Here is a 20,116-nt window from a genome sequence, read left to right as displayed (position 1 = left end):
ACCGTTCAGACGGCACAGATCGACATGAATCCGACGGCATCCGTCGACGAAACCTGAGGCGACTCGGGTGTTCACGTGTATTCCTCCATCGGTCCCGGCGGTAGCACCCTCACCCGACAAGCGGGGGGTTGCTGCGACGTCATAGAGCCAGGTCTCTCGGTCGCTCTGGATGGTCCTACAGATTCCGATACTACGAGAGGGTCGGCGCACTTGCCAACCGGGGTACGAATCGTCGCGGAATTCGAGAGTGCAATCCCGCACCGATATGAGACCGTGAACCGATGAACGACGAGACCGGGGCACCGCTGGATGGAGGCAACCGAACCGTCGTGCATCGGGTCGGCGAGACTGTGCGTCGCGCAACGGGCGACCACTCGGCCGCCGTGCATGTACTCCTGAAACACATGTTGTGTACCACCGGTTCCCGGCGAACAGCGTGAGCCGTATCTGACTCAGACAGCCATCGGCAGTTCAGAACTTTCGATGTCACAGCGGTCCGAATCCGCAGGCTGTCGAGCAGCTTTCGACCCGTGGACATCGATGCGGTGCAGCCAATAACCGATCGTGTCTTCGGCGGCGAATCGATCGAGTACTTCGATACTCAGCCACGTCGCGACAGAAAGGTCCTCTCCCTCACCATCGAGACCGACGAGGGCCACTTCGTCGCCCACCGCGAGCAAAGCACGCTCGACGTCCGAACTGCTGGTCTTCAGCCACTCCAAGGCGCGACGGAGAAATCTCCAATCCGATTGGGGCACAGTCTCGGAGGCCGATTGTCTGCACAGTTCCGCCGTCGCAACGAGAGCGTCCACAACCGGTGTCGACAGTGCACAATCGAGTTCGACGAGCATGCCCCGATCAGAATCGATCAGGTCGGCCATGTAGCGCCAACGGGCCGCGAGGGACGCATCCTCTGGCCACAGGTCCGTGGTACCGAACTGAAGCCGAGTGATCAGTTCCTTCGGCGAACTGCACGAAACGGCGAAGCGAAATGCGTCGTTCATGTCGATCATCCCCACTGGGTCAACACAACATTGGACACCGGCTCGACACTCGAGTTCGGAGATACAGCCAAGCAGTGGCTTTCGTCACCGACGCAAGCAACGCTGCTGCGGTCGTTCCGTCCGCCTTGGGAGATATTGAACGCCCCCACCAGCATCTACGCGACTCATCGTTACGTAAAATCGACAACGTCACACTTACGAGCAATGTGTAATCCGCCACACAGCTGACCGCTCCGACCACGACCAAGCTTCTCGACCTCCGATCGCAGATGGGAACGTGTGTTCGAGAACCTGTCGGTGGGTCGCGATAGATTCTGTTCATGCTTTCGGGGGACGGCGGATCAGGGGTGGACGGCATCGAGACGGTGCCGCCTGCCCCTGAGGTGTCCGATCCGGAGTTGTTGTTGTTGGTGGATCGGGTCGAGTCCGCGGTGGCGGAGTTGGCGGGGCAGGCGTCGGTGTCGTGGACGAACGCCGACCGGCGTGCGGTGATCGAACGGATGGAAACTCTGACCCGGTCTGTGACGGCGTACTCGTATACCTGGCTCAACGAACTCATCGCTCAACACGGCCTCGATGTGTATGCGGGTTCGGTGCCGTCGTCGGTGGCGTGGATGCTGCGGATCACCCCACACGCCGCGGGTGCTCGGGTGCGTCTGGCTGCGGAATTGGGTGACCGCACTTCCTTCTCGGGTGAAGTTCTGCCGCCGTTGCTGCCGCACACCGCTGCTGCCTTGCGGGCGGGGTTGCTCGACGCCAAGCATGTGCAGATGATCCGGGAGTTCTTCCGCCATCTGCCCTCGAGTGTCGACCCGCAGACGCGGGAGCGAGCCGAAGAGCAGTTGGTGGGTTTCGCTTCGACCAGACGGCCCGACGACTTCGCACCGTTGGTGGCAAACCTGGATTCGATCCTCAACCCCGACGGCGACCACGACGACGAAGACGAGGACGAGGACGGGAAGCCGAGGCCGCGGAAGCGACGGGATGCGTTCTTCTACCTCGGCGAGCAGGGTGCCGACGGGATGTCGGAAGGAAAATTCTGCGTCGACCCCGAACTACGCGCCTACCTCGAAGCCCTGTTCTCCAAAGCCGCGAAACCCGGAGTGAACAACCCCGCAGACCCGACATCGGTCGTCCACGACGAAACCGACGGCGGCGACGACAACGGCGGGGACTGCAGCGCCACTGCGCCGCAACCCGAGTCGACGCCCAGCGATGCCGGGTCCAATGATGCAGGGTTGTGGGACAACACCGGCTGCGACGGTGACGGCGAATGCGGCGAGGGTGCCGACTGTGGTTGCGGCACAGAGCCAGATGACACGCCTGACCCCGACGACACCGACACCGGCGACGACGACGATGCCGCGGACAAGACAGCAGCGCGGGAGGCTGCAGTTGCTCGTGATGTCCGCACCCAACGTGAACGCCACCACGACGCCCTGAAACTGGCGCTCCGGCAGACGCTTGCCTCCGGGACCCTCGGCACCCACCGAGGCCTACCCGTCACCGCCATCGTCACCATGACCCTGAAAGATCTCGAAGCAGGCTGCGGATACGCGATGACCGGCACCGGATCCCGCGTCTCGATCCGCGACGCCATCCGCATGGCCTCCCACGCCCACCACTACCTGACCATCTTCGACGACAACGGCAGAGCGTTGTACCTCGGCCGCTCCAAACGCATCGCCTCCGCCGACCAACGCATCGTGCTCATCGCCCGCGACCGCGGCTGCAGCTTCCCCTCCTGCACCCGCCCCGCAACCTGGTGCCAAACCCACCACCTCACCGACTGGATCGACGGCGGCAACACCGACATCGACGGACTCACCTTCGGCTGCGACATGCACCACGCACTCGTCGGCGACGGACCCGGCAAATGGGCCACCACCAAAACCGGAGCAGGACATCGCTACCCGGGCCGCACCCTCTGGCATCCACCGGCGGGGATGGACCCACGCAGGCGCGGGCTGATCAACCACGCACACCACCCAGAAGAAGTCCTCTACCCACCCGACCAGCACGACGACACCGGGGACGAAGAACCACGACAACCCGCATGACGACCCACGCAAGCGTCAGGGCACAGCTCTGCCTGCCGGACGTGCATGTCCGGCAACGATCTTCAGGCGAGCGCCTCCCAGACGAGCCGATCCCCTTCGACATAGGGCTGATACCGGTTCCAGCCCGACAACCGCATCGACATCGTCGTATTTCGCTCGAGTGCGAATGCCAGATCTTCCAGCATCGCACTCAGCGATCGCCAGATCGGAGGCAGGCGCGCCACGTCCGCATCCGGCCACAAGTTGACGCAGCCATGAAACGGACCGGAACGCGCGTCCACGAACAAGGTGTCGGCATCGTCGTTGGCGAAAGGAATGAACCCGGGAAGCATCGCGCCGACAGCAGTTCCGGCCGGTTTGGCCATCTCGGCTTCTACGTCGATCGGACTTCCGAACGCAGGGTTCCTGGTCACCTCGGCCCAGAATTCGTGCCGCTTCTCGACCTGCGCAACAGACAGCAACTCGAACTGTGGGGGCAGAAGCAGCATTCCTCGGCGGTGGTCGGCTCGCTCGACGCATCGGTACAGCTCTCGAAGTTCCGCGGGCCACCGACCCATCGAAGCCTCGGCCGCTGCGATTGCCTCGTCGCTCGCACCGAAGTACTCGACGCCCAGGTTTGCAGTGAATATCGAGGACAACCGACCCCATTGGCGCGTAACCGAACTCGGACGAGTCGCCTTGATCAATCGCTCGACCTCGGCTGCGCCGTAACCCGGAAGTAGATTCTTGATCTGGGCGGGATCGAGGTCGGCCTTCGTCACACGGCCAGTATGCCGAACCACGACCGAACAGACCCGAAGCCAGATCCCATCCGTCCTCGAATCACGCTGATTCGAAGCGTTGTGCGCACTCGGGAATCGGGTGACGATCGAACGATGTCGAGGAACGCCGCAATTGCCATGATCGAGCGCGGGATCTCCCCTGCCGTCGAATCCTGGGACTGGCAGGTCGACGCACTGTGCCGCGGGCAGGACTCGGAGATATTTTTCTCCCCGTCCGGCGAGGGCCGCTCCGCACGCCGTGCACGCGAGGACCGTGCGAAGCAGGTGTGTGCAGACTGCGGGGTCATCGAGGCGTGCCGAAAATTCGCTCTGGCCGCCAACGAACCGTTCGGAGTCTGGGGTGGGATGACCGTCCGGGAACGAGTGGTGCACCGCGCGAATGCGCGGCGTGCCGAAGAGCGGCAGGCGAGTTAGCGGCAGGAGTCAAGCCGGCGGAACGACCCGATAGTTCAGAGTGAAGCCGGCGGAACGACCCGATAGTTCGGTAGTCGAGCCTGCGGCGCGACCGGGTAGTTCACAATGGAGGGGTGAGCGAAACCGAGAAGCCTCAGCAGTGGACGTATCTGATGGACATGGACGGCGTGCTCGTCCACGAGGATCACTTGATTCCCGGTGCCGACACGTTCCTCGCCGAGCTGCAGGCCAACGAGATTCCGTTCATCGTGTTGACGAACAATTCGATTCGTACCCCCCGTGACCTGCGGGCCCGCTTGGCGTTCACCGGTCTGGACATTCCGGAGAAGTCGATCTGGACCTCTGCTCTCGCCACCGCGACGTTCCTCGGCAATCAGCGGCCCGGCGGTAGCGCCTACGTCGTCGGCGAGTCGGGTCTGACCACCGCCCTGCACGACATCGGCTACACGCTCACCGACTCGAGCCCGGATTACGTGGTGCTCGGCGAGACCCGCACGTACTCGTTCGAGGCCATCACAACCGCTATTCGCCTGGTCGAGAAGGGCTCGCGCTTCATCGCCACCAACCCCGACGCCACCGGACCGTCCCGTGAAGGCTCGCTGCCGGCCACAGGTTCGGTGGCCGCTCTCATCACCAAGGCCACCGGCAAGGAGCCGTACTACGTGGGCAAGCCCAACGCGTTGATGATGCGTTCGGCGCTGCGCGCGATCGGCGGGCACTCCGAGAACACGCTGATGATCGGCGACCGGATGGACACCGACGTGCTCTCGGGTCTCGAAGCCGGACTGCAGACCATCCTGGTCCTCACCGGAATCTCGACGGTCCAGTCCGTCGAGCAGTATCCGTACCGGCCGACCAAGGTTCTCGATTCCGTCGCAGACCTGGTGGGCCGCACGCAGAACCCGTTCTGATGACACTCGAATTCGTTCTCTCCCGGCAGGATCACCACGTCGTCGGGCGGGGTGTCCGGCACGCTTTTCCCGATATCGCCGACGCGGTGGCCGCGGTGCGGGAGGGCCGAAACGTGGTCGGTGCACTCCCGTTCGACATGTCCGACGCCACCGCCCTCATCGAGCCGGAGGAGTTCTATCGACTCGACGGGCCGTGGGCAACGGTCGATGCTCTCCCTCCTCTGCCGACCGTCACCGTTGCGCGCCAGATACCCGACCCGGACGTTCACGTGCAGCGGGTGCGGGATGTCGTCGAGCAAGTGAAAGCCGGTGTGGCCGAGAAGATCGTGCTCGCGCGGGCCATCGAGGTGACCGCGGATTCGCCGATCGAACCTGTCTCGGTGTTGAGCGCGTTGGTCTCCCGCGATCCGATGGGCAACGGTTTTCTGGCGGACCTGTCCCCCACCGCGCCTGCCGGTCGACACATCGTCGGTTCGAGCCCGGAACTGTTGGTTCGTAAGCGCGGCAACATTGTCAGCTGTCATCCGTTCGCGGGGACGGCAGCGCGATCCACCGATCCCGACGAGGAAGCGCGAATCTCCGCGGCATTGGCGGCGAGTGCGAAGGACCAGGCCGAGCACCGATTCGTCGTCGACGAGATCCGGACTGCGCTGGCACCGTTCTGCGAGACGCTGGACGTACCCGACTCACCCCAGCTCAGCCGCACTCCGCAGCTGTGGCACCTGTCGACGCCCATCGTCGGAGCCCTGGCCGATCCCGCGACCACGGCGCTCGACCTCGCGTTGGCGCTGCATCCCACCGCTGCCGTCGCCGGCGTTCCGCGAGCCGCGGCCATGGCTGCGATCGCAGACGTCGAGGGCTCCCGCGGCTTCTACGCCGGAGCCGTCGGATGGACCGACGGCAGCGGCGACGGCGAATGGATGGTGACCATTCGCTGCATTGAGCTCTCCGCGGATGGGCTGACCGGAACGGCGACTGCCGGCGGCGGCATCGTGGCAAATTCCGACCCCGACGCCGAACTCGACGAAACTACGGCCAAGTTCCGCACGGTGCTCAGCGTTTTCGAGCACTGACCCTGCTACTTCAGTGCCTGGTCCAGGTCTCCGATCAGATCCTCGGTGTCTTCGAGGCCGATCGAGATGCGCACCACGCCGTCGGTGATGCCCACTGCTGCACGGCCTTCCGGCCCCATCGCGCGGTGCGTGGTGGTGGCCGGGTGGGTGATCAGTGTCTTGGAGTCGCCGAGGTTGTTGGAGATGTCGACGATGCGCAGTGCATCGAGCACCTCGAAGGCACGCTTCTTGCCTTCACCCTCGGGAGCGTCGAGCTCGAACGTGACGACGGTGCCGCCGCCCGACATCTGCGACTTCGCCAGCTCGTACTGCGGATGTGATTGCAGGAAGGGATATTTCACCCAGCGCACTGCCGGATGGCCTTCGAGGAACTCGGCGATCTGCAGCGCGGAGTTCACCGAATGCCGCACTCGCACCGGCATGGTCTCCAGCCCCTTGAGCAGCGTCCAGGCGTTGAACGGGCTCAGCGCCGGGCCGGTATGCCGCATCAAAGTCTGCACCGGTCCTTCGATGTACTCCTTCGAGCCGAGGATCGCACCGCCGAGAACCCGACCCTGGCCGTCGATGTGCTTGGTGCCGGAGTACACGACCACGTCGGCACCGAGTTCGAGACTGCGCTGCAGCAGTGGCGTCGCGAACACGTTGTCCAGCACCACCGTTGCGCCGGCGGCATGTGCCAGCTCGGAGACGCGTCGAACATCGACCAACGACTGCATCGGGTTGGATGGAGTCTCGAAGAACACCGCCGTCGTCGGCACCGACAGCGCCTGCTCCCACTGCTCGAGATCTTCTCCGTCGACGAAGACGGTCTCGACGCCCCAGCGCGGCAGAATCTCGTTGCACACCACGAAGCAGGAACCGAAAAGGCTACGCGCAGCAACCAATCGGTCACCGGCCTTCAACAGTGCACCGAGCGCGGTGAACACCGCGGACATTCCGCTCGAGGTACCGAAGCACGCCTCGGCCCCCTCGATCAGGCGCAGCCGCTCCTCGAACATCTTGACCGTCGGGTTGCCGTAGCGCGAGTACACGAAGTGATCGATGTCCCCGGTGAACGCCTGTTCGGCAGCGCCGGCACTCTCGTACACGAAACCCGAAGAGAGATACAGCGCTTCGGCGTTCTCGTCGAAGCCCGATCGCATCAGACCGCCGCGAACCCCGAGCGTGGCCTGACCCACACCCTCGGGCAAGGGCTTGTCGAATCCGCCGCCTTTGGGAATGTTCGTCACGACTGCCTCCAGGGCAACCCGACCGCACGCCAACCCGTGGCTCCGCGATGGCCGTCGGCGTCGGTGGCACCTTCGAAACCGTCGAGCACGTTGTAGGACGGGCCGATTCCCGCAGCCGTCGCGGCTTCGGCAGCACCGATGGATCGCTGACCGGAGCGGCACAGGAACACCACGGGCCGATCTCCGTCCACGCCTGCGGCTTTCAGGTCGTCGACGAAGTTGGTGTTCCGGGCACCGTCGGGGAAGCTGACCCACTCGATCAGGTGTGTCGGGCGTTCGATACCGGAGGTGTCGGGAACTCCGACGTACTGCCACTCGGCGCGCGTCCGAACATCCACGAGCACCGCCTCGGGGTTGCTCTGCAGCAACTCCCAGGCAGCTTCCGGGGTTATGTCACCTGCGTAGGTCACTGGATCAGCCTTCCGTCGCTTGCCGTTACGTCACACATACCAAGATCAGACATTGCACACCAGCCACTTGTCGTCCACGCGAACGAACTTCCACACGTCGTCGGTCTGCACTCCGGATTTCTCTTCCTTCAGTGGCACCGTGACCATTCCGCGGTCGCCGTTGACCTGGTACTCGGACGGCACACCGTCGATGGACGTCTCGCCGTTGCGCTCGACCTCCCCAGCTCGATCGGTTCGGTACTGCGCATCGTCACCGGGAATCAGACGCTCGACCTGATCGAAACAGGTGTTCTGGCGCAGCAGGTCCGCGTCGCCGGTGTTCTGCGCTTCGAGGAATCCGTCGAGGCTGTCGGTGAGCAACTGGGCCTGCGTCACGTTGTCCTCCGCCGGGGCGAACTTCGAAGCTGCGAAGATGCCGACGAGCAGAACGACGACGATGCCCGCGGCGATGATGAACGGCCACGCATTGGGCGGACGCTGCTCACCGGAGTCTGCGGCCGCTTGGGACGCGTTGTTGCGCGCTTCCTCACGACTGTCGACCCACTGCTGCCTACGTTCACTCCACGACGCCATGCGGCCAATCTTCCTCGATCCGACGGGCCCGGCACTATCGGGGTCCGACGGGAATGTCTCCTCGCAACGTGATGCGGTGCATCTTGCGGTGCTCGGTGCCGTAGTCGCGGTTGGCGTAGTGGGAGGTGCTGCGGTTGTCCCACAGCACCAGGTCGCCCAGCCGCCAGCGGTGCCGCACGATGTGTTCGGGTTTGGTCAGGTGCGCGTACAGCAGGTCCAGGATTCCGCGGCTCTCGGCTTCCGACACCCCCACGATGTGGGAGGTGAAACCCGGATTGACGAACAACCCCTTGCGGCCGGTTTCCGGATGGACCCGGACGACGGGATGTTCGACGGGGACCAGCGCGGTGACTTCCTTGCCGTCCCACACGTTGCCTTTTCCGCCGCGCTTCTGCGCGAGGTAATAGCCGAATTCGCGGTTGCCGTCGTGGATGGCCGTGAGTCCGTCGATCATTCGGCGGACCGGCGCGGACAGTGACTCGTAGGCGAGCTGACTGTCGGCCCAGTTGGTGTCGCCGCCGTGCGGGGGCAGGACGACGGGACGCAGGATCGAGCCCATCGGCGGTCGTTCCATGAACGTGACGTCGGTGTGCCAGACGTCGGCGAATCCGTTGTCCTGGCTGTCGAGCGCGTAGACCTCGGGGGCGACGTGGCCGCTGTCGTGTACCGGATGACCGGCGGTGAGGTCACCGAGACGACGGCCGAATTCGACGTGTGCCGCGTCGTCTAGCGTCTGCCCGCGCAGCACCAGAACCTTGTGTTCGACGAGGGCCCGGCGCACGGCGTGGATCTGCGCATCGGACGCCGAGGCGACGTCGAGCCCGATGACCTCGGCACCGAACGATGGGCCGAGCTTGTCGACAGTGAGCGTGGAGGTCTGTTCCAGAGTGGTCATGTGTCCTCGAATCTGTGCACGGCCGGGCGCTGATCTTCGACAACGCTGCCGTCGAGAGAGGGGTCCCGTCCTGCTGGAGGAGGGGAAGGGCGTCGGGTCTTGTCACCGACAACACATGTTGGTGCAGGTACGACAGAAGTCGACGGTGAACCGTCGGACCAGGTATGTCGTCTGCACAGAGCAATTCCTACCGGAAACCGGGAAATACGGCAAGTTGCCCTCTGCCCCAGCTCAGGTTGTCCTTAATTTATGCTGGGGTGTCCGCACTTCCCTCGAAGAAGGTAGCTCGCTGCACATGACCGATCAGACTCGTCCACTCCGCGTCGCCATCGTCGGTGCCGGACCGGCAGGCATCTATGCCGCCGACGCGCTCATGAAGTCCGACCACAATGTCAGCGGACCGGGCGTCAGCATCGACCTCTTCGAGCGCATGCCCGCGCCGTTCGGGCTGATCCGCTACGGCGTGGCCCCCGATCATCCGCGCATCAAGGGCATCATCACCGCCCTGCACAAGGTGCTCGACAAGCCCCAGGTTCGCCTGCTCGGCAACATCGACTACGGCACCGACATCACGTTGGACGACCTGCGCCGCTTCTACGACGCCGTCATCTTCTCCACCGGAGCCAACGCGGACCGCGCCCTGAACATCCCCGGAATCGACCTCGAGGGCAGCTACGGCGCCGCCGACTTCGTCTCCTGGTACGACGGCCACCCGGACGTCCCGCGCACCTGGCCCCTGGAGGCGGAGAAGGTCGCCGTCCTGGGCGTCGGAAACGTCGCTCTCGACGTCGCACGCGTCCTCGCCAAGACCGGCGACGAACTGCTCCCCACCGAGATCCCGGCCAACGTCTACGAGGGCCTCAAGGCCAACAAGGCGATCGAGGTGCACGTCTTCGGCCGTCGCGGACCGGCTCAGGCCAAGTTCACCCCGCTCGAGCTGCGCGAGCTCGACCATTCGCCGAACATCGAGGTCATCGTCTCTCCCGAGGACATCGACTACGACGAGGGCTCCGAGCAGGCCCGCCGCAGCTCCAAGCAGATCGACATGGTCGCCAACACCCTGCAGGACTGGGCCATCCGTGACGTCGGCGCTCGCCCGCACAAGCTGTTCCTGCACTTCTTCGAGTCCCCGCACGAGGTACTCGGCGCGGACGGCAAGGTCGTCGGTCTGCGCACCGAGCGCACCGAGCTCGACGGCACCGGCAACGTCAAGGGCACCGGCAAGTACAACGACTGGGACGTCCAGGCCGTCTACCGCGCCGTGGGCTACCTCAGCCAGAACATCAGTCAGCTCCCCTTCGACGAGCAGGCAGGCACCATCCCCAACGAGGCCGGACGCGTCGTCGAGTCCCCGCACTCGACCACACCTGTTCCCGCCACCTACGTCACGGGCTGGATCAAGCGCGGACCCGTCGGTCTCATCGGTCACACCAAGGGCGACGCCAACGAAACCGTCGCCAATCTGCTCGAGGATGCGCCCAGCTTCGTCGGCGCGGCCGAGCCCGATCTCGATGCCGTCACCTCGTTCCTCGAAGGCAAGCAGGTTCCCTTCACCACGTGGGACGGCTGGTACCGCCTCGACGCGCACGAGCGTTCACTCGGTGAGCCCGAGGGCCGCGAGCGCGTCAAGGTCGTCGAGCGTGAGGACATGCTGAAGGCTTCCGAGCCCGACAAGGCCTGAGTGCCTGCGGCAGTGGTGTGGTTGCGCCTGCGGGTCGTTCCGCAGGCTCCACTCCCGTGTGCCCTCTGCGGCACCTGACCACACCACTGCGCGAAGCGCTCTACACCCGCACTGCCAGCAGCTTTCCTTCGGTTTCGATTTTGCGCTGATGCTCGTTGAAATCAGGTGCAGCGCAGACGAACAGCGTCCGGCCGTCGGATCCGCCGAGTCCGCAGGCGAAGACCCCGAGATCGAAATCGAGCTGCTGAAGAATCTCCCCGCCCGGCGCCACGTGCAGCACTCGCTGCCCCAGCGCGTCGGCGATCCACATCGTGCCGTCGGTGTCGATGCAGCATCCGTCGGCGGCAACCTTCACCTCGCCGATGGCCGTAGCCATGTCCGTCGACGTCGGCAGTTCGCCGAATTTCGCCCAGTCACGCCGCTCCCCCAGGGATCCGTCCTCGGCGATGTCGAAGGCACTGACCCTGTTTCCGACCGTTTCGTCCACCAGCAGTTGGCCCGAAGCCGTGAACGCCATCCCGTTGGGGAAGTACAGATCCGACGCGACGACGTGCGCGGAACCGTCCGGGTCGACGCGAATCAGGTCGGCCGTCTCGACGGGCGCGAAGTTCATCAGATCGAAGCCGAAGTTTCCGATGTACGCGCGGCCCTGCGCATCGACGAGCATGTCGTTGAGGTTCGCCTTCACGTACGTCGACAGATCGGCGTGCACGGTCAGCGAGCCGTCGTGCTCACGCAGTAGCAGCTTGTAGTCGCGCATCGACACGATCAGCAGCCGCCCGTCGGGCAACCAGCCCAGGCCCGACGGTTGATTGGGCACCTCGGCTTCGACTCGTACGTCGGAGCCGTCCTCGAGGGCGGACACGACGCGATGGGAGTAGAAGTCCGATACCCAGATCCTCCCCTCGTGCCATCTCGGACATTCGAAGTAGGTGTATCCATCGAGAACGACTGTGGTCTCCGGTTTCATGTTTCGAATTCAAACACCACGAACGGTGGCCGCGACGCCGAATGCGTGAGCTGGCATGCTGGGGACCGTGTTCGACGCCCACCTACACATCATCGACCCGAAGTTTCCGCTCATCGAGAACCACGGTTTCCTGCCCGATCCGTACACCGTCTCGAACTACCTCTACGACGTCGACGGGCTCGGTATCACCGGCGGCGCGGTGGTGACGGGATCGTTCCAGGGCTTCGATCAGAGTTTCCTGCTCGCTGCGTTGGAGACCCTGGGGCGCGGCTGGGTGGGCGTCACCCAGATCGATCCCGAATGTTCCGACGAGGACATCGTCGCGCTGAACGACGCGGGTGTGCGCGGTATGCGGTTCAATCTCAAACGCGGCGAGACGGATCTGCAGATGCTCACCACTCAGGCGCGTCGTGTCCACGAACTGGTGGGCTGGCACGCCGAGCTGTACGTCGATGCGTCCCTGCTGCTCTCGCTCGAGCCGATCCTCGCGAAACTGCCCGCCGTGAGCATCGACCACCTGGGCCTCTCGACGCAGGGCCTGCCGTATCTGCTCGATCTCGTCGATCGCGGAGTGCGCGTCAAGGCAACGGGATTCGGCCGGGTGGACCTCGACATCATCGACACTCTGCAGCAGATTCATCGCGTGAATCCGGCGGCGTTGATGTTCGGCACCGATCTGCCGGGCACCCGTGCCCCTCGTCCGTTCTCGGAGACCGACATCGACATTATTTCTCACGCCGTGGGCGGCGATCTCCCGGCGGTGCTCGACGGCAATGCCCGGGCTTGGTATCGCGTCCCTTAGACGAGTAGCGCTCCGCCGAGCCACACCGCCGAGGCGAGCAGGGCACCGAACAGCTCCACCAGAATGGACAACCCGGCAGCCTTGGTGGCGTGCACGGTGGATCTCCATGCCTCGGAATGGTTTCGATGCCTGGGCACTTCGGCCACGTAGACGCCGGCGATGAAGCCGATGAACAGTCCGACGACGGGGATGACGAAGAACCCCACGATGCCGAGCAGTCCGCCGATCATCAGCGATCGCGTCGGCACGCCTGCCTCCCGCATGCGCCGCCCGGGCCAGGTGTATTTCACGACGCCACTGATCACCAGCAGCACCGTCGCGATCGCGAAGACCGTCCACGCGGCGGCTCCGCCGGTGACCCACGCCCAGACTGCGACGGCCGCGAAGATCAAGATGGTGCCCGGCAGAATCGGGACGACGATACCGACGAGGCCGACCAGAATCACCAGGCCGACCAGGACTTCTCCGAGCGCGCTCATGAGCTCAGTGTGCCCTGTGTCGGGTCAGACGACAGGACGAACCTTGCCTGCTGCCTCGCGTGCCCGGCTCCGCGCCGTCTCGATGTCAGGCGCGGTCGACACTGCAACTCCCATCCGGCGCCGGACGAAACTCGTCGGCTTGCCGAACAGACGAAGATCGGTCTCGGGGACGGCCAGCGCATCGGCGACACCGTCGAAGTGGATGCCGTCCGCATCGACGCCGCCGTAGATCACCGCCGACGCACCGGGCGAGAGCAGCGTCGTGTCGATCGGCAGACCCAGAACGGCGCGGGCATGCAGCTCGAACTCCGAGAACCGTTGCGTCCGTAGCGTCACCAGACCCGTATCGTGCGGCCGAGGACTGACCTCGGAGAAGTAGACGTTGTCGCCCTGCACGAACAGTTCGACGCCGAACAACCCGCGCCCACCGAGTGCCGTCGTGATCCGCTCGGCAACGTCGCGCGCACCGGCGAGGGCCGCGTCGGACATCGGCTGTGGTTGCCAGGATTCGATGTAGTCGCCGGATTCCTGCAGGTGTCCGATCGGCTCGCAGAACGACGTTCCGTCGGTCGCCCGAACGGTGAGAAGTGTTATCTCGTAATCGAAATCGACGAATCCCTCGACGATGACGCGACCGAGGTCGACCCGACCACCCTTCAGTGCGTAGTCCCACGCCGCCTCGACATCGGCCTCGGTGCGAACGACGGACTGCCCCTTGCCCGACGAGGACATGACGGGCTTGATGACGGCGGGAAAACCGATGGTGGACAATGCTTCTCGCACGTCTTCGAGTGAGTCGGCGAACGCGTACGGTGACGTCGGCAGCCCGAGCTCCTCGGCCGCGAGACGCCTGATGCCCTCGCGGTTCATGGTCAGCTGCGTCGCACGAGCCGTCGGGATCACCACACTCCGACCCCGCGCTTCGACCTCGGCCAGGGCGTCGGTCGCGATGGCCTCGATCTCCGGCACCACATAATCCGGCTGCTGCGAATCGATCAGCGCCAGTAGTTCTTCGGGGTTGCTCATGTCGATCGTGAACGCGTGATGGGCCACCTGATGGCCAGGGGCGTTGTCGTAGCGATCGACGGCGATCACCTCGACGCCGAGGCGCTGGAACGCGATGATCACCTCTTTGCCCAGCTCACCCGAGCCGAGCAGCATCACCCGGGTGGCCCCGGGAGTGAGCGGAGTACCGATACGGACGGGATCTGGGGCAGTCACAGCCCTATTATCCACACCCCGATCGGTTGGACGACCTAGTACAAGTTAGTCTCCATTCACATTCGCAGCTGACGAGTCGGAACGAGGCAAATAACGTGTCGAACACTGGTGGACCACTCGCAGGGCTCCGAGTAGTCGAACTCGCAGGAATCGGGCCCGGCCCACACGCCGCACTGCTGCTGGCCGACCTCGGCGCAGACGTCGTACGCGTGCAGCGCGCCGGGCAGATCTCTCCCCACGACCACCAGCTACGCAGCCGCACCATCGTCGAGGCGAACCTCAAGGATCCGGCCGACATCGAGAAGGTCCTCGGCCTGATCGAGCGCGCCGACGTGCTGATCGAAGGGTTCCGCCCCGGCGTCACCGAACGCCTCGGCCTCGGACCCGACGACGCTCTCGCCCGCAACCCGCGCCTCGTCTACGGCCGCATGACCGGCTGGGGCCAGGAAGGTCCATGGGCGCAGACCGCAGGCCACGACATCAACTACATCTCCGTCACCGGTGTCCTGAATGCCATCGGCCGCGAGGGCGAGCGGCCCGTGCCGCCCCTGAACATGGTCGGCGATTTCGGCGGCGGCTCGATGTTCCTCGTCTTCGGCATCATGGCTGCGCTCTACGAGCGCCAGAGCTCCGGGCAGGGCCAGGTGGTCGACGCGGCCATGGTCGACGGCACCGCTGCGCTCTCGCACATGATCTGGTCCTGGCGTGGCGTCGGAGCCTGGAGCGACGACCGCGGCACCAACCTGCTCGACACCGGCGCGCCCTTCTACGACACCTACGAGACCTCCGACGGCCAGTACATGGCCGTCGGCTCGCTCGAGCCCCAGTTCTACGCTCAGCTGCTCACCGGATTGGGCCTCGCCGATGCGGACCTGCCGCCGCAGATGGACAAGTCGCGCTGGCCCGAGCTGCGCGAGAAGTTCACCGCGACATTCCTGTCCAAGACCCGCGACGAATGGGCCGCGATCTTCGACGGCACCGACGCCTGCGTATCGCCGGTCCTCACCTTTGCCGAAGCCCCGAACCACCCGCACATGAAGGATCGCGACTCCCTCATCGACATCGGTGGAGTCACCCAGCACCGCCCGGCACCGCGGTTCTCCCGCACCGAGAACGGAGTCCCGACGCCACCGCCCGCCACGGCAACCGACATCGCGTCGGTCTGGAGCTGACGTGTGCCGAACTCGAAGCTGTGGACGCTTCTCGGCTGATTTCCGTCCATAACTTCGAGTTCGCGGTCAGAACACACCCGCTCAGAACACCAGGGCCGGCTGTTCCGATTCGGCGCTGGGAGCGAGTGCGCGATACGCCGCAGCCGTGGCCATCACCGCGGCCCGAAGCTCTTGCGGCTCACGGGTGTACGGCAACCTGAGGTAGCGCTCGAACGCACCCTCGACGCCGAATCGCGGGCCTGCCGCCAGCACTGCCCCGAATGCAGGCGCGGTGGCGGCCAGCGCACTCGACACCGGTGCGGGCAGCTGCAACCACAGCGACATGCCGCCCTCGGAGCGGCGGTAGCGCCAGTCCGGAAGATGTTCTGCCAGAGCGTCTTCGAGCACCTCACGACGCTCACGTAGCTGCGATCGACGGAGCTCGAGCGCCGGTTCCGCGTCCTGCAGCAGGAACGACGACGCCAGCTGATCCATGATCGAGGTGCCGAGGTCGTGCGCTGCCCGCGAGCCTGCCAGCTGCGAGACGAGCGACGGATGCGCCCTGATCCATCCGATGCGCAGGCCGCCCCAGAACGATTTGGATGCCGAGCCGATCGTGACGATGTCGGACCCCGAGACCCGCCCGAACGACGCGACCGGCGGTGGCGGAGGGGCGTCGAGCCACAGGTCCACCATGGTTTCGTCGACGATGAGCGTCATCCGGGTGTCGCGGGTGATGCGTGCGAGCTCGGCCCGGCCCTCGGCACCCAGCACCTGCCCGGTGGGGTTGTGGAAGTCCGGAATCAGATACGCGACCTTGGCGGCCGTTTGCCGTGCGGCGCTGCGGATCCCGTCGAGATCCCAGTCGCCGTCGGCCGGGCGCACGGGTACCGGCACCGGCCGGGCACCCACCCGCCGGATGGCTTCGAGTGCGTTGGGGTAGGTGGGGTGATCGATCAGCACCCGGTCACCGGGCGAGGTCAGTGTGCCCAGCAGTAGCCGAACTGCCTGCTGTGCACCGGAAGTCACCATGATCTGATCGGCGGTCGTCGGCAGGCCACGCTCGACGAAGCGTTGCGCGATGGCCTCCCGCAGCACCGCCAGACCGATGGGCTCCATACCGTGCGTCGGTAGATACGTCGGAAGTGCCTGCAGCGCAGATTCGTACGCCGCGGTCATAGTGCCGTCCGCCGCTGCCATCGCTGCGTGAGACATGTCCACGACCGGACCCGAGGGCGATGTCGACTGAATCAACATTCCGTTGGGGGTGGGTGCAGCAGGGAGGGCGACGGTGCTGCGCGATCCCTGCTTGCTGATCAGATAGCCCTCGTCTCGTAGCACCGAGTACGAGGACGTGATGGTGGTACGACTGAGATCGAGAGCCGCCGACAGATCACGCTCACTGGGCAGCCCGACACCGAGCGGAATGCGGCCGTCGTGAATCAGCAGTCGGACGCCATCGGCCAACGCGCGATACGTAGGACGCGACGCCTTGCGCCTACCGGATCCATCCGAGGACGCGTCGCCGCGCCAGCTGCCGAGATCGCGGGCCAGTGACGTTGCATTGAGGACTCTCGAAGCCATGCTCACCAGTATTCGCCCACTGGTCTTCAACTTTCAAGTCCATTGCGCTTTCCACTGGACTGCCGACTGGGGTCAGGTGGATACTGGACCGATGCCGACCAGCACTGTCTTCGACACCGCCATCGGCCTGTGCGGCATCGCGTGGACCGACGACGGAGTGGTCGCCGTCGCCCTGCCCGAGCCGTCGGCCGAGGCGATGTTGGACTACCTGGGCGGCTTCGGTGCGACGAGGGGGCCTCTCGACGCGCTCGCGGCCGACGCGACCGAGCGAATCGTCGCCATGCTCGACGGACGGACTGTCGACATGAGCACAATTCCCCTGGTCCTGGACGTCTCGGAGTTCGATGCCTCGGTCTACACCGTGTGTAGCGGGATTCCCCGGGGCTCGACTCTCACGTACGGCGACATCGCCCGCAGACTCGGCCACCCCGGTGCGGCCCAGGCCGTAGGCGGGGCGCTTGGACGTAACCCCGTGCCGATCATCGTTCCGTGCCATCGAGTGCTCGGCGCAGGCACGGAAGTCGGCGGCTTCTCGGCACCGGGTGGTACGAATACCAAACAAAAAATACTCGGTATCGAGGGAGTCCCGGGATTCGACGAGCCGACTTTGTTCTGAATTGACGCACAATTGATCGAAACTGCTCGTCCGAATAAACCTCCCGAAACAGGGAGTGAGTCCGGATTTCAGGCAGATATGCCGAGAGGCGCGATAGGAGCATCGACCGCTGACACCAATACAGCTTCCGGTCCTGGGCTCACATCGGATTCCTCCGAACGACCGCCGATCGTGAATGCACCCACATCCGGCAGCCACCCGATAGCGCCGCGTTGAAAGAGGTTGTACCGACCCGATCCGGTGGGCGTCGGGCGCTCGTTGCTGATCGGATACCCAAGTGCGCCATACGGTCCCCCGTGACCGAGGTACCAGTCGAGGATCGGACCGTGCACTTCGTGCGCGCCGCCTTCGGGAAGAGCGAACACGGTGGCATGCGTGAATTCGAGCATTCCCCCGCCCTCGGGACCGAGCATGAATTCACCGGCCTGAGCGCCGATCCAAGGATGTTCGTATGCGAAGCGATCGAATTGGTAGCTGAAAACTTCCAATCCGTTGTAATTTTCAGTCATCGCCCGACCTTTCGTCGCCCAACCTGGTCGCAATTATCCACGCCGACGACCAGCGGCGCCCTCCAATTTCGACATATATGTGAAAGAGCTAATTCAGGAGCGCGAGAATGTCTGCCGGAATTCGATCGGTGGCCGCCGGATCGATCACCGACCGCGACCACGAACCGCCGGCGCTGTCGAGACGAACGAGCTGATCGGGCCCGAGCAACCACAGCTGATCCCCCGCCGACCAGTTCACGCCGTAGCCGTATGCATCACTGGACGTGGCGGGACCGCTGTACTGGACTGCTCCGGTGGCGTCGGCGATCTGCAGAGTAGGACCGCCGTCGCTGTCGACGACCCGGGCAGTCGACGCACCCGACGGGGAAGTCACCGGGGCGAACAGAACCGCGGGAGCCGGCGGGATGGTCGTGGTGGTCGGTGGGACAGTCGTTGTTGTCGTTGCAGGAGGAACAGTCGTCGCCGGAACCTCGACCGGCGGCGGAACCGGGGACTCATCGGTGCGCGCGGGATCCGTTGTGGTCGGGACCGGTGCGAGTGTCGACTCCGGAACAATCGGCGACGTCATCGTGGGGGCCTGAGTTGTGGTTCCAGGAACGATCGCTCTCGGAGCGCTGCGAGCGGCAGCGGCGGTGCCTCCGCAACGAGCACTGGCAGCCAGGCCGAGAAGTAGACCGTTGCTCATGGTTATGTTCACGGTGGGACTCGGCTCTGAAAATCTGGTGCCCGATTTGGTTCGGATCGATGCGGTGTAGACGCCGTCGAGCACCGGAGCCAGGGGTAGCGGCAGCAATTCCAGGAGGGCTCCGTTTTCCACTGCTTGAGTTATGACTACCCCGGTAGCAGCGGTCCCGGCTACCGCGAACTCACGGTCGTTCTCACCGGCCTTCTTCAATGTCAACTGGTAGGTGTACTGCGCCCCCCGCGATGGGAAGGTGAGATTCACGAAGCGAATAGCACCGAGAAGCCCCCGCTCGGCATTCGTACAAGTCAGTGAAAGCGGTGCTGGAATCGGCAAGGCCGTGGTGATGGTGCCACTGAGGGCCGTTGCCGTATCTTGTCCCGCAGCAAGGGTTGTCGGAGTGTTCGAGGCACTGATGCCCACGGCCGAGATGGCAGCCAACGCGAGCACCACACCGAGGGTGGGCGTCCCGCGCCCTTGGGCGCTGTGCCGCCCACTCGGCGGTTCCTGCAGTCGATCGTCGTCGTCGGGCTGCGCAAGGGACTCCACAGCGGACCTGCGAAATCCGAACGCGGTCATGAGAAGTGCGCCGACGGCGATGCCGCCGATGAATACAGCGACAGGACCACTGAGCCAGGTGACCGCGTAACCGAGTTTCCCGACGCTGAAGAACACACGATCGGCCTCGGACACCACGTAGCTCTCGGCATCGGGCTCGGCGTTCGCATCACCCTGAAGGAACAGCTGCGCGCTATCGGTTCCGACTGCCCCGATCTCGACCACGCGGTGGGTGATTCCCGTTCCCGACGCATTGGTGACCTTGACGATGTCACCGATCTCGATGTCCCCGACCGGAGTCGTCTTGCTCAACGCCAGAGCGCCGGTGTCGATGGCCGGGGCCATGGACCCGGAACGAAAGATCAAGGGAGTGATACCGAAGAACACGGCTGCGAGCGCAAACATCACGCAGATCACACCGGCGACAGCGCCGACGGTCAGAGCAATTTCGCGAAGCAGACGCGAGCGAGATCGGACGCGGGTAGCGGAGGCGGAGTGGGTAGCGGACATGA

Annotated in this window: 20 protein-coding genes and 1 riboswitch; of the genes, 8 read left to right on the top strand and 12 right to left on the bottom strand. The window is 64.8% G+C overall.

Features of this window, described 5'->3' with window-relative positions:
* Positions 1-82 precede the first annotated feature (82 nt).
* Positions 83-176, bottom strand: a riboswitch (SAM riboswitch).
* Between the two features lie 276 nt (positions 177-452).
* The gene (locus tag CH295_RS13805; protein WP_141217022.1) at positions 453-1,004 is read right to left on the bottom strand and encodes a hypothetical protein; all 552 of its coding nucleotides are present in this window, start codon (positions 1,002-1,004) and stop codon (positions 453-455) included.
* A 320-nt stretch (positions 1,005-1,324) separates the two neighbouring features.
* On the opposite strand from CH295_RS13805, the gene CH295_RS13800 reads away from it, so the two are divergent.
* The gene (locus tag CH295_RS13800) at positions 1,325-3,064 is read left to right on the top strand and encodes an HNH endonuclease signature motif containing protein (RefSeq protein ID WP_094741050.1); all 1,740 of its coding nucleotides are present in this window, start codon (positions 1,325-1,327) and stop codon (positions 3,062-3,064) included.
* A 62-nt stretch (positions 3,065-3,126) separates the two neighbouring features.
* On the opposite strand, the gene CH295_RS13795 is transcribed toward CH295_RS13800, so the two are convergent.
* Positions 3,127-3,825: an SMI1/KNR4 family protein gene (locus CH295_RS13795; RefSeq protein WP_094741049.1), complete on the bottom strand. Its 699-nt coding sequence runs from the start codon at positions 3,823-3,825 to the stop codon at positions 3,127-3,129.
* 114 nt (positions 3,826-3,939) lie between these two features.
* On the opposite strand from CH295_RS13795, the gene CH295_RS13790 reads away from it, so the two are divergent.
* From CH295_RS13790 to CH295_RS13780, 3 genes are all read left to right on the top strand, one after another.
* A complete protein-coding gene (locus CH295_RS13790; RefSeq protein WP_288143187.1) occupies positions 3,940-4,260 on the top strand; it encodes a WhiB family transcriptional regulator in 321 nt (106 codons plus the stop codon).
* Between the two features lie 152 nt (positions 4,261-4,412).
* On the top strand, positions 4,413-5,171 hold the full coding sequence (locus CH295_RS13785) for an HAD-IIA family hydrolase (RefSeq protein WP_068053998.1): 759 nt from the start codon (positions 4,413-4,415) through the stop codon (positions 5,169-5,171).
* Entirely contained in the window at positions 5,171-6,244 is a 1,074-nt protein-coding gene (locus CH295_RS13780; RefSeq protein ID WP_094741048.1) for an isochorismate synthase, read from the top strand. Before CH295_RS13785 ends, CH295_RS13780 begins: the two co-directional genes overlap by 1 nt.
* Positions 6,245-6,249: 5 nt before the next feature.
* Here CH295_RS13780 and CH295_RS13775 read toward each other — a convergent pair whose 3' ends face one another.
* The 4 genes from CH295_RS13775 to CH295_RS13760 are packed head-to-tail and all read right to left on the bottom strand — an operon-like array spanning position 6,250 to position 9,351.
* Positions 6,250-7,473 carry an O-succinylhomoserine sulfhydrylase gene (locus CH295_RS13775; protein ID WP_037190429.1) on the bottom strand — a complete coding sequence of 408 codons (1,224 nt, stop codon included), beginning with the start codon at positions 7,471-7,473 and terminating at the stop codon, positions 6,250-6,252.
* Positions 7,470-7,883, bottom strand: coding sequence for a rhodanese-like domain-containing protein (locus CH295_RS13770; protein WP_037190430.1), 414 nt, complete (start codon positions 7,881-7,883; stop codon positions 7,470-7,472). Before CH295_RS13770 ends, CH295_RS13775 begins: the two co-directional genes overlap by 4 nt.
* 45 nt (positions 7,884-7,928) lie before the next feature.
* Positions 7,929-8,456 (bottom strand): Rv0361 family membrane protein, encoded by a 528-nt coding sequence (locus CH295_RS13765; protein ID WP_037190431.1) that lies wholly within the window; start codon positions 8,454-8,456, stop codon positions 7,929-7,931.
* A gap of 34 nt (positions 8,457-8,490) precedes the next feature.
* Positions 8,491-9,351 carry a TauD/TfdA dioxygenase family protein gene (locus CH295_RS13760; protein ID WP_094741047.1) on the bottom strand — a complete coding sequence of 287 codons (861 nt, stop codon included), beginning with the start codon at positions 9,349-9,351 and terminating at the stop codon, positions 8,491-8,493.
* Between the two features lie 295 nt (positions 9,352-9,646).
* On the opposite strand from CH295_RS13760, the gene CH295_RS13755 reads away from it, so the two are divergent.
* Positions 9,647-11,032 carry an FAD-dependent oxidoreductase gene (locus CH295_RS13755; protein ID WP_094632594.1) on the top strand — a complete coding sequence of 462 codons (1,386 nt, stop codon included), beginning with the start codon at positions 9,647-9,649 and terminating at the stop codon, positions 11,030-11,032.
* A gap of 100 nt (positions 11,033-11,132) precedes the next feature.
* On the opposite strand, the gene CH295_RS13750 is transcribed toward CH295_RS13755, so the two are convergent.
* Entirely contained in the window at positions 11,133-12,002 is an 870-nt protein-coding gene (locus tag CH295_RS13750; protein WP_170945897.1) for an SMP-30/gluconolactonase/LRE family protein, read from the bottom strand.
* 67 nt (positions 12,003-12,069) lie between these two features.
* Here CH295_RS13750 and CH295_RS13745 point away from each other — a divergent pair, with 67 nt between their 5' ends.
* Entirely contained in the window at positions 12,070-12,804 is a 735-nt protein-coding gene (locus CH295_RS13745; RefSeq protein WP_170945896.1) for an amidohydrolase family protein, read from the top strand.
* On the opposite strand, the gene CH295_RS13740 is transcribed toward CH295_RS13745, so the two are convergent.
* Together CH295_RS13740 and purT are read right to left on the bottom strand one after the other, a co-directional pair.
* Positions 12,801-13,283 (bottom strand): DUF456 domain-containing protein, encoded by a 483-nt coding sequence (locus CH295_RS13740; protein ID WP_094632591.1) that lies wholly within the window; start codon positions 13,281-13,283, stop codon positions 12,801-12,803. The genes CH295_RS13745 and CH295_RS13740 overlap by 4 nt on opposite strands.
* A 24-nt stretch (positions 13,284-13,307) precedes the next feature.
* A complete protein-coding gene (gene purT / locus CH295_RS13735) occupies positions 13,308-14,504 on the bottom strand; it encodes a formate-dependent phosphoribosylglycinamide formyltransferase (RefSeq protein WP_094741046.1) in 1,197 nt (398 codons plus the stop codon).
* A 95-nt stretch (positions 14,505-14,599) separates the two neighbouring features.
* Here purT and CH295_RS13730 point away from each other — a divergent pair, with 95 nt between their 5' ends.
* Entirely contained in the window at positions 14,600-15,676 is a 1,077-nt protein-coding gene (locus tag CH295_RS13730) for a CaiB/BaiF CoA transferase family protein (protein WP_037190443.1), read from the top strand.
* Between the two features lie 81 nt (positions 15,677-15,757).
* Here CH295_RS13730 and yczR read toward each other — a convergent pair whose 3' ends face one another.
* Entirely contained in the window at positions 15,758-17,239 is a 1,482-nt protein-coding gene (gene yczR / locus CH295_RS13725) for a MocR-like transcription factor YczR (RefSeq protein ID WP_037190444.1), read from the bottom strand.
* 91 nt (positions 17,240-17,330) lie between these two features.
* On the opposite strand from yczR, the gene CH295_RS13720 reads away from it, so the two are divergent.
* Positions 17,331-17,855, top strand: coding sequence for a methylated-DNA--[protein]-cysteine S-methyltransferase (locus CH295_RS13720; RefSeq protein WP_094741176.1), 525 nt, complete (start codon positions 17,331-17,333; stop codon positions 17,853-17,855).
* Between the two features lie 68 nt (positions 17,856-17,923).
* Here CH295_RS13720 and CH295_RS13715 read toward each other — a convergent pair whose 3' ends face one another.
* The gene (locus CH295_RS13715; protein ID WP_037190445.1) at positions 17,924-18,364 is read right to left on the bottom strand and encodes an LGFP repeat-containing protein; all 441 of its coding nucleotides are present in this window, start codon (positions 18,362-18,364) and stop codon (positions 17,924-17,926) included.
* A gap of 88 nt (positions 18,365-18,452) precedes the next feature.
* Positions 18,453-20,114: a S24/S26 family peptidase gene (locus CH295_RS13710; RefSeq protein ID WP_094741045.1), complete on the bottom strand. Its 1,662-nt coding sequence runs from the start codon at positions 20,112-20,114 to the stop codon at positions 18,453-18,455.
* Positions 20,115-20,116: the final 2 nt, after the last annotated feature.

It is taken from the genome of Rhodococcus sp. 14-2483-1-2 (assembly GCF_002259405.1).
Classification (GTDB): Bacteria; Actinomycetota; Actinomycetes; order Mycobacteriales; family Mycobacteriaceae; genus Rhodococcoides.
Note: the sequence above shows the minus strand (reverse complement) of the source record. Positions and strands in the feature narration are given on the sequence as shown.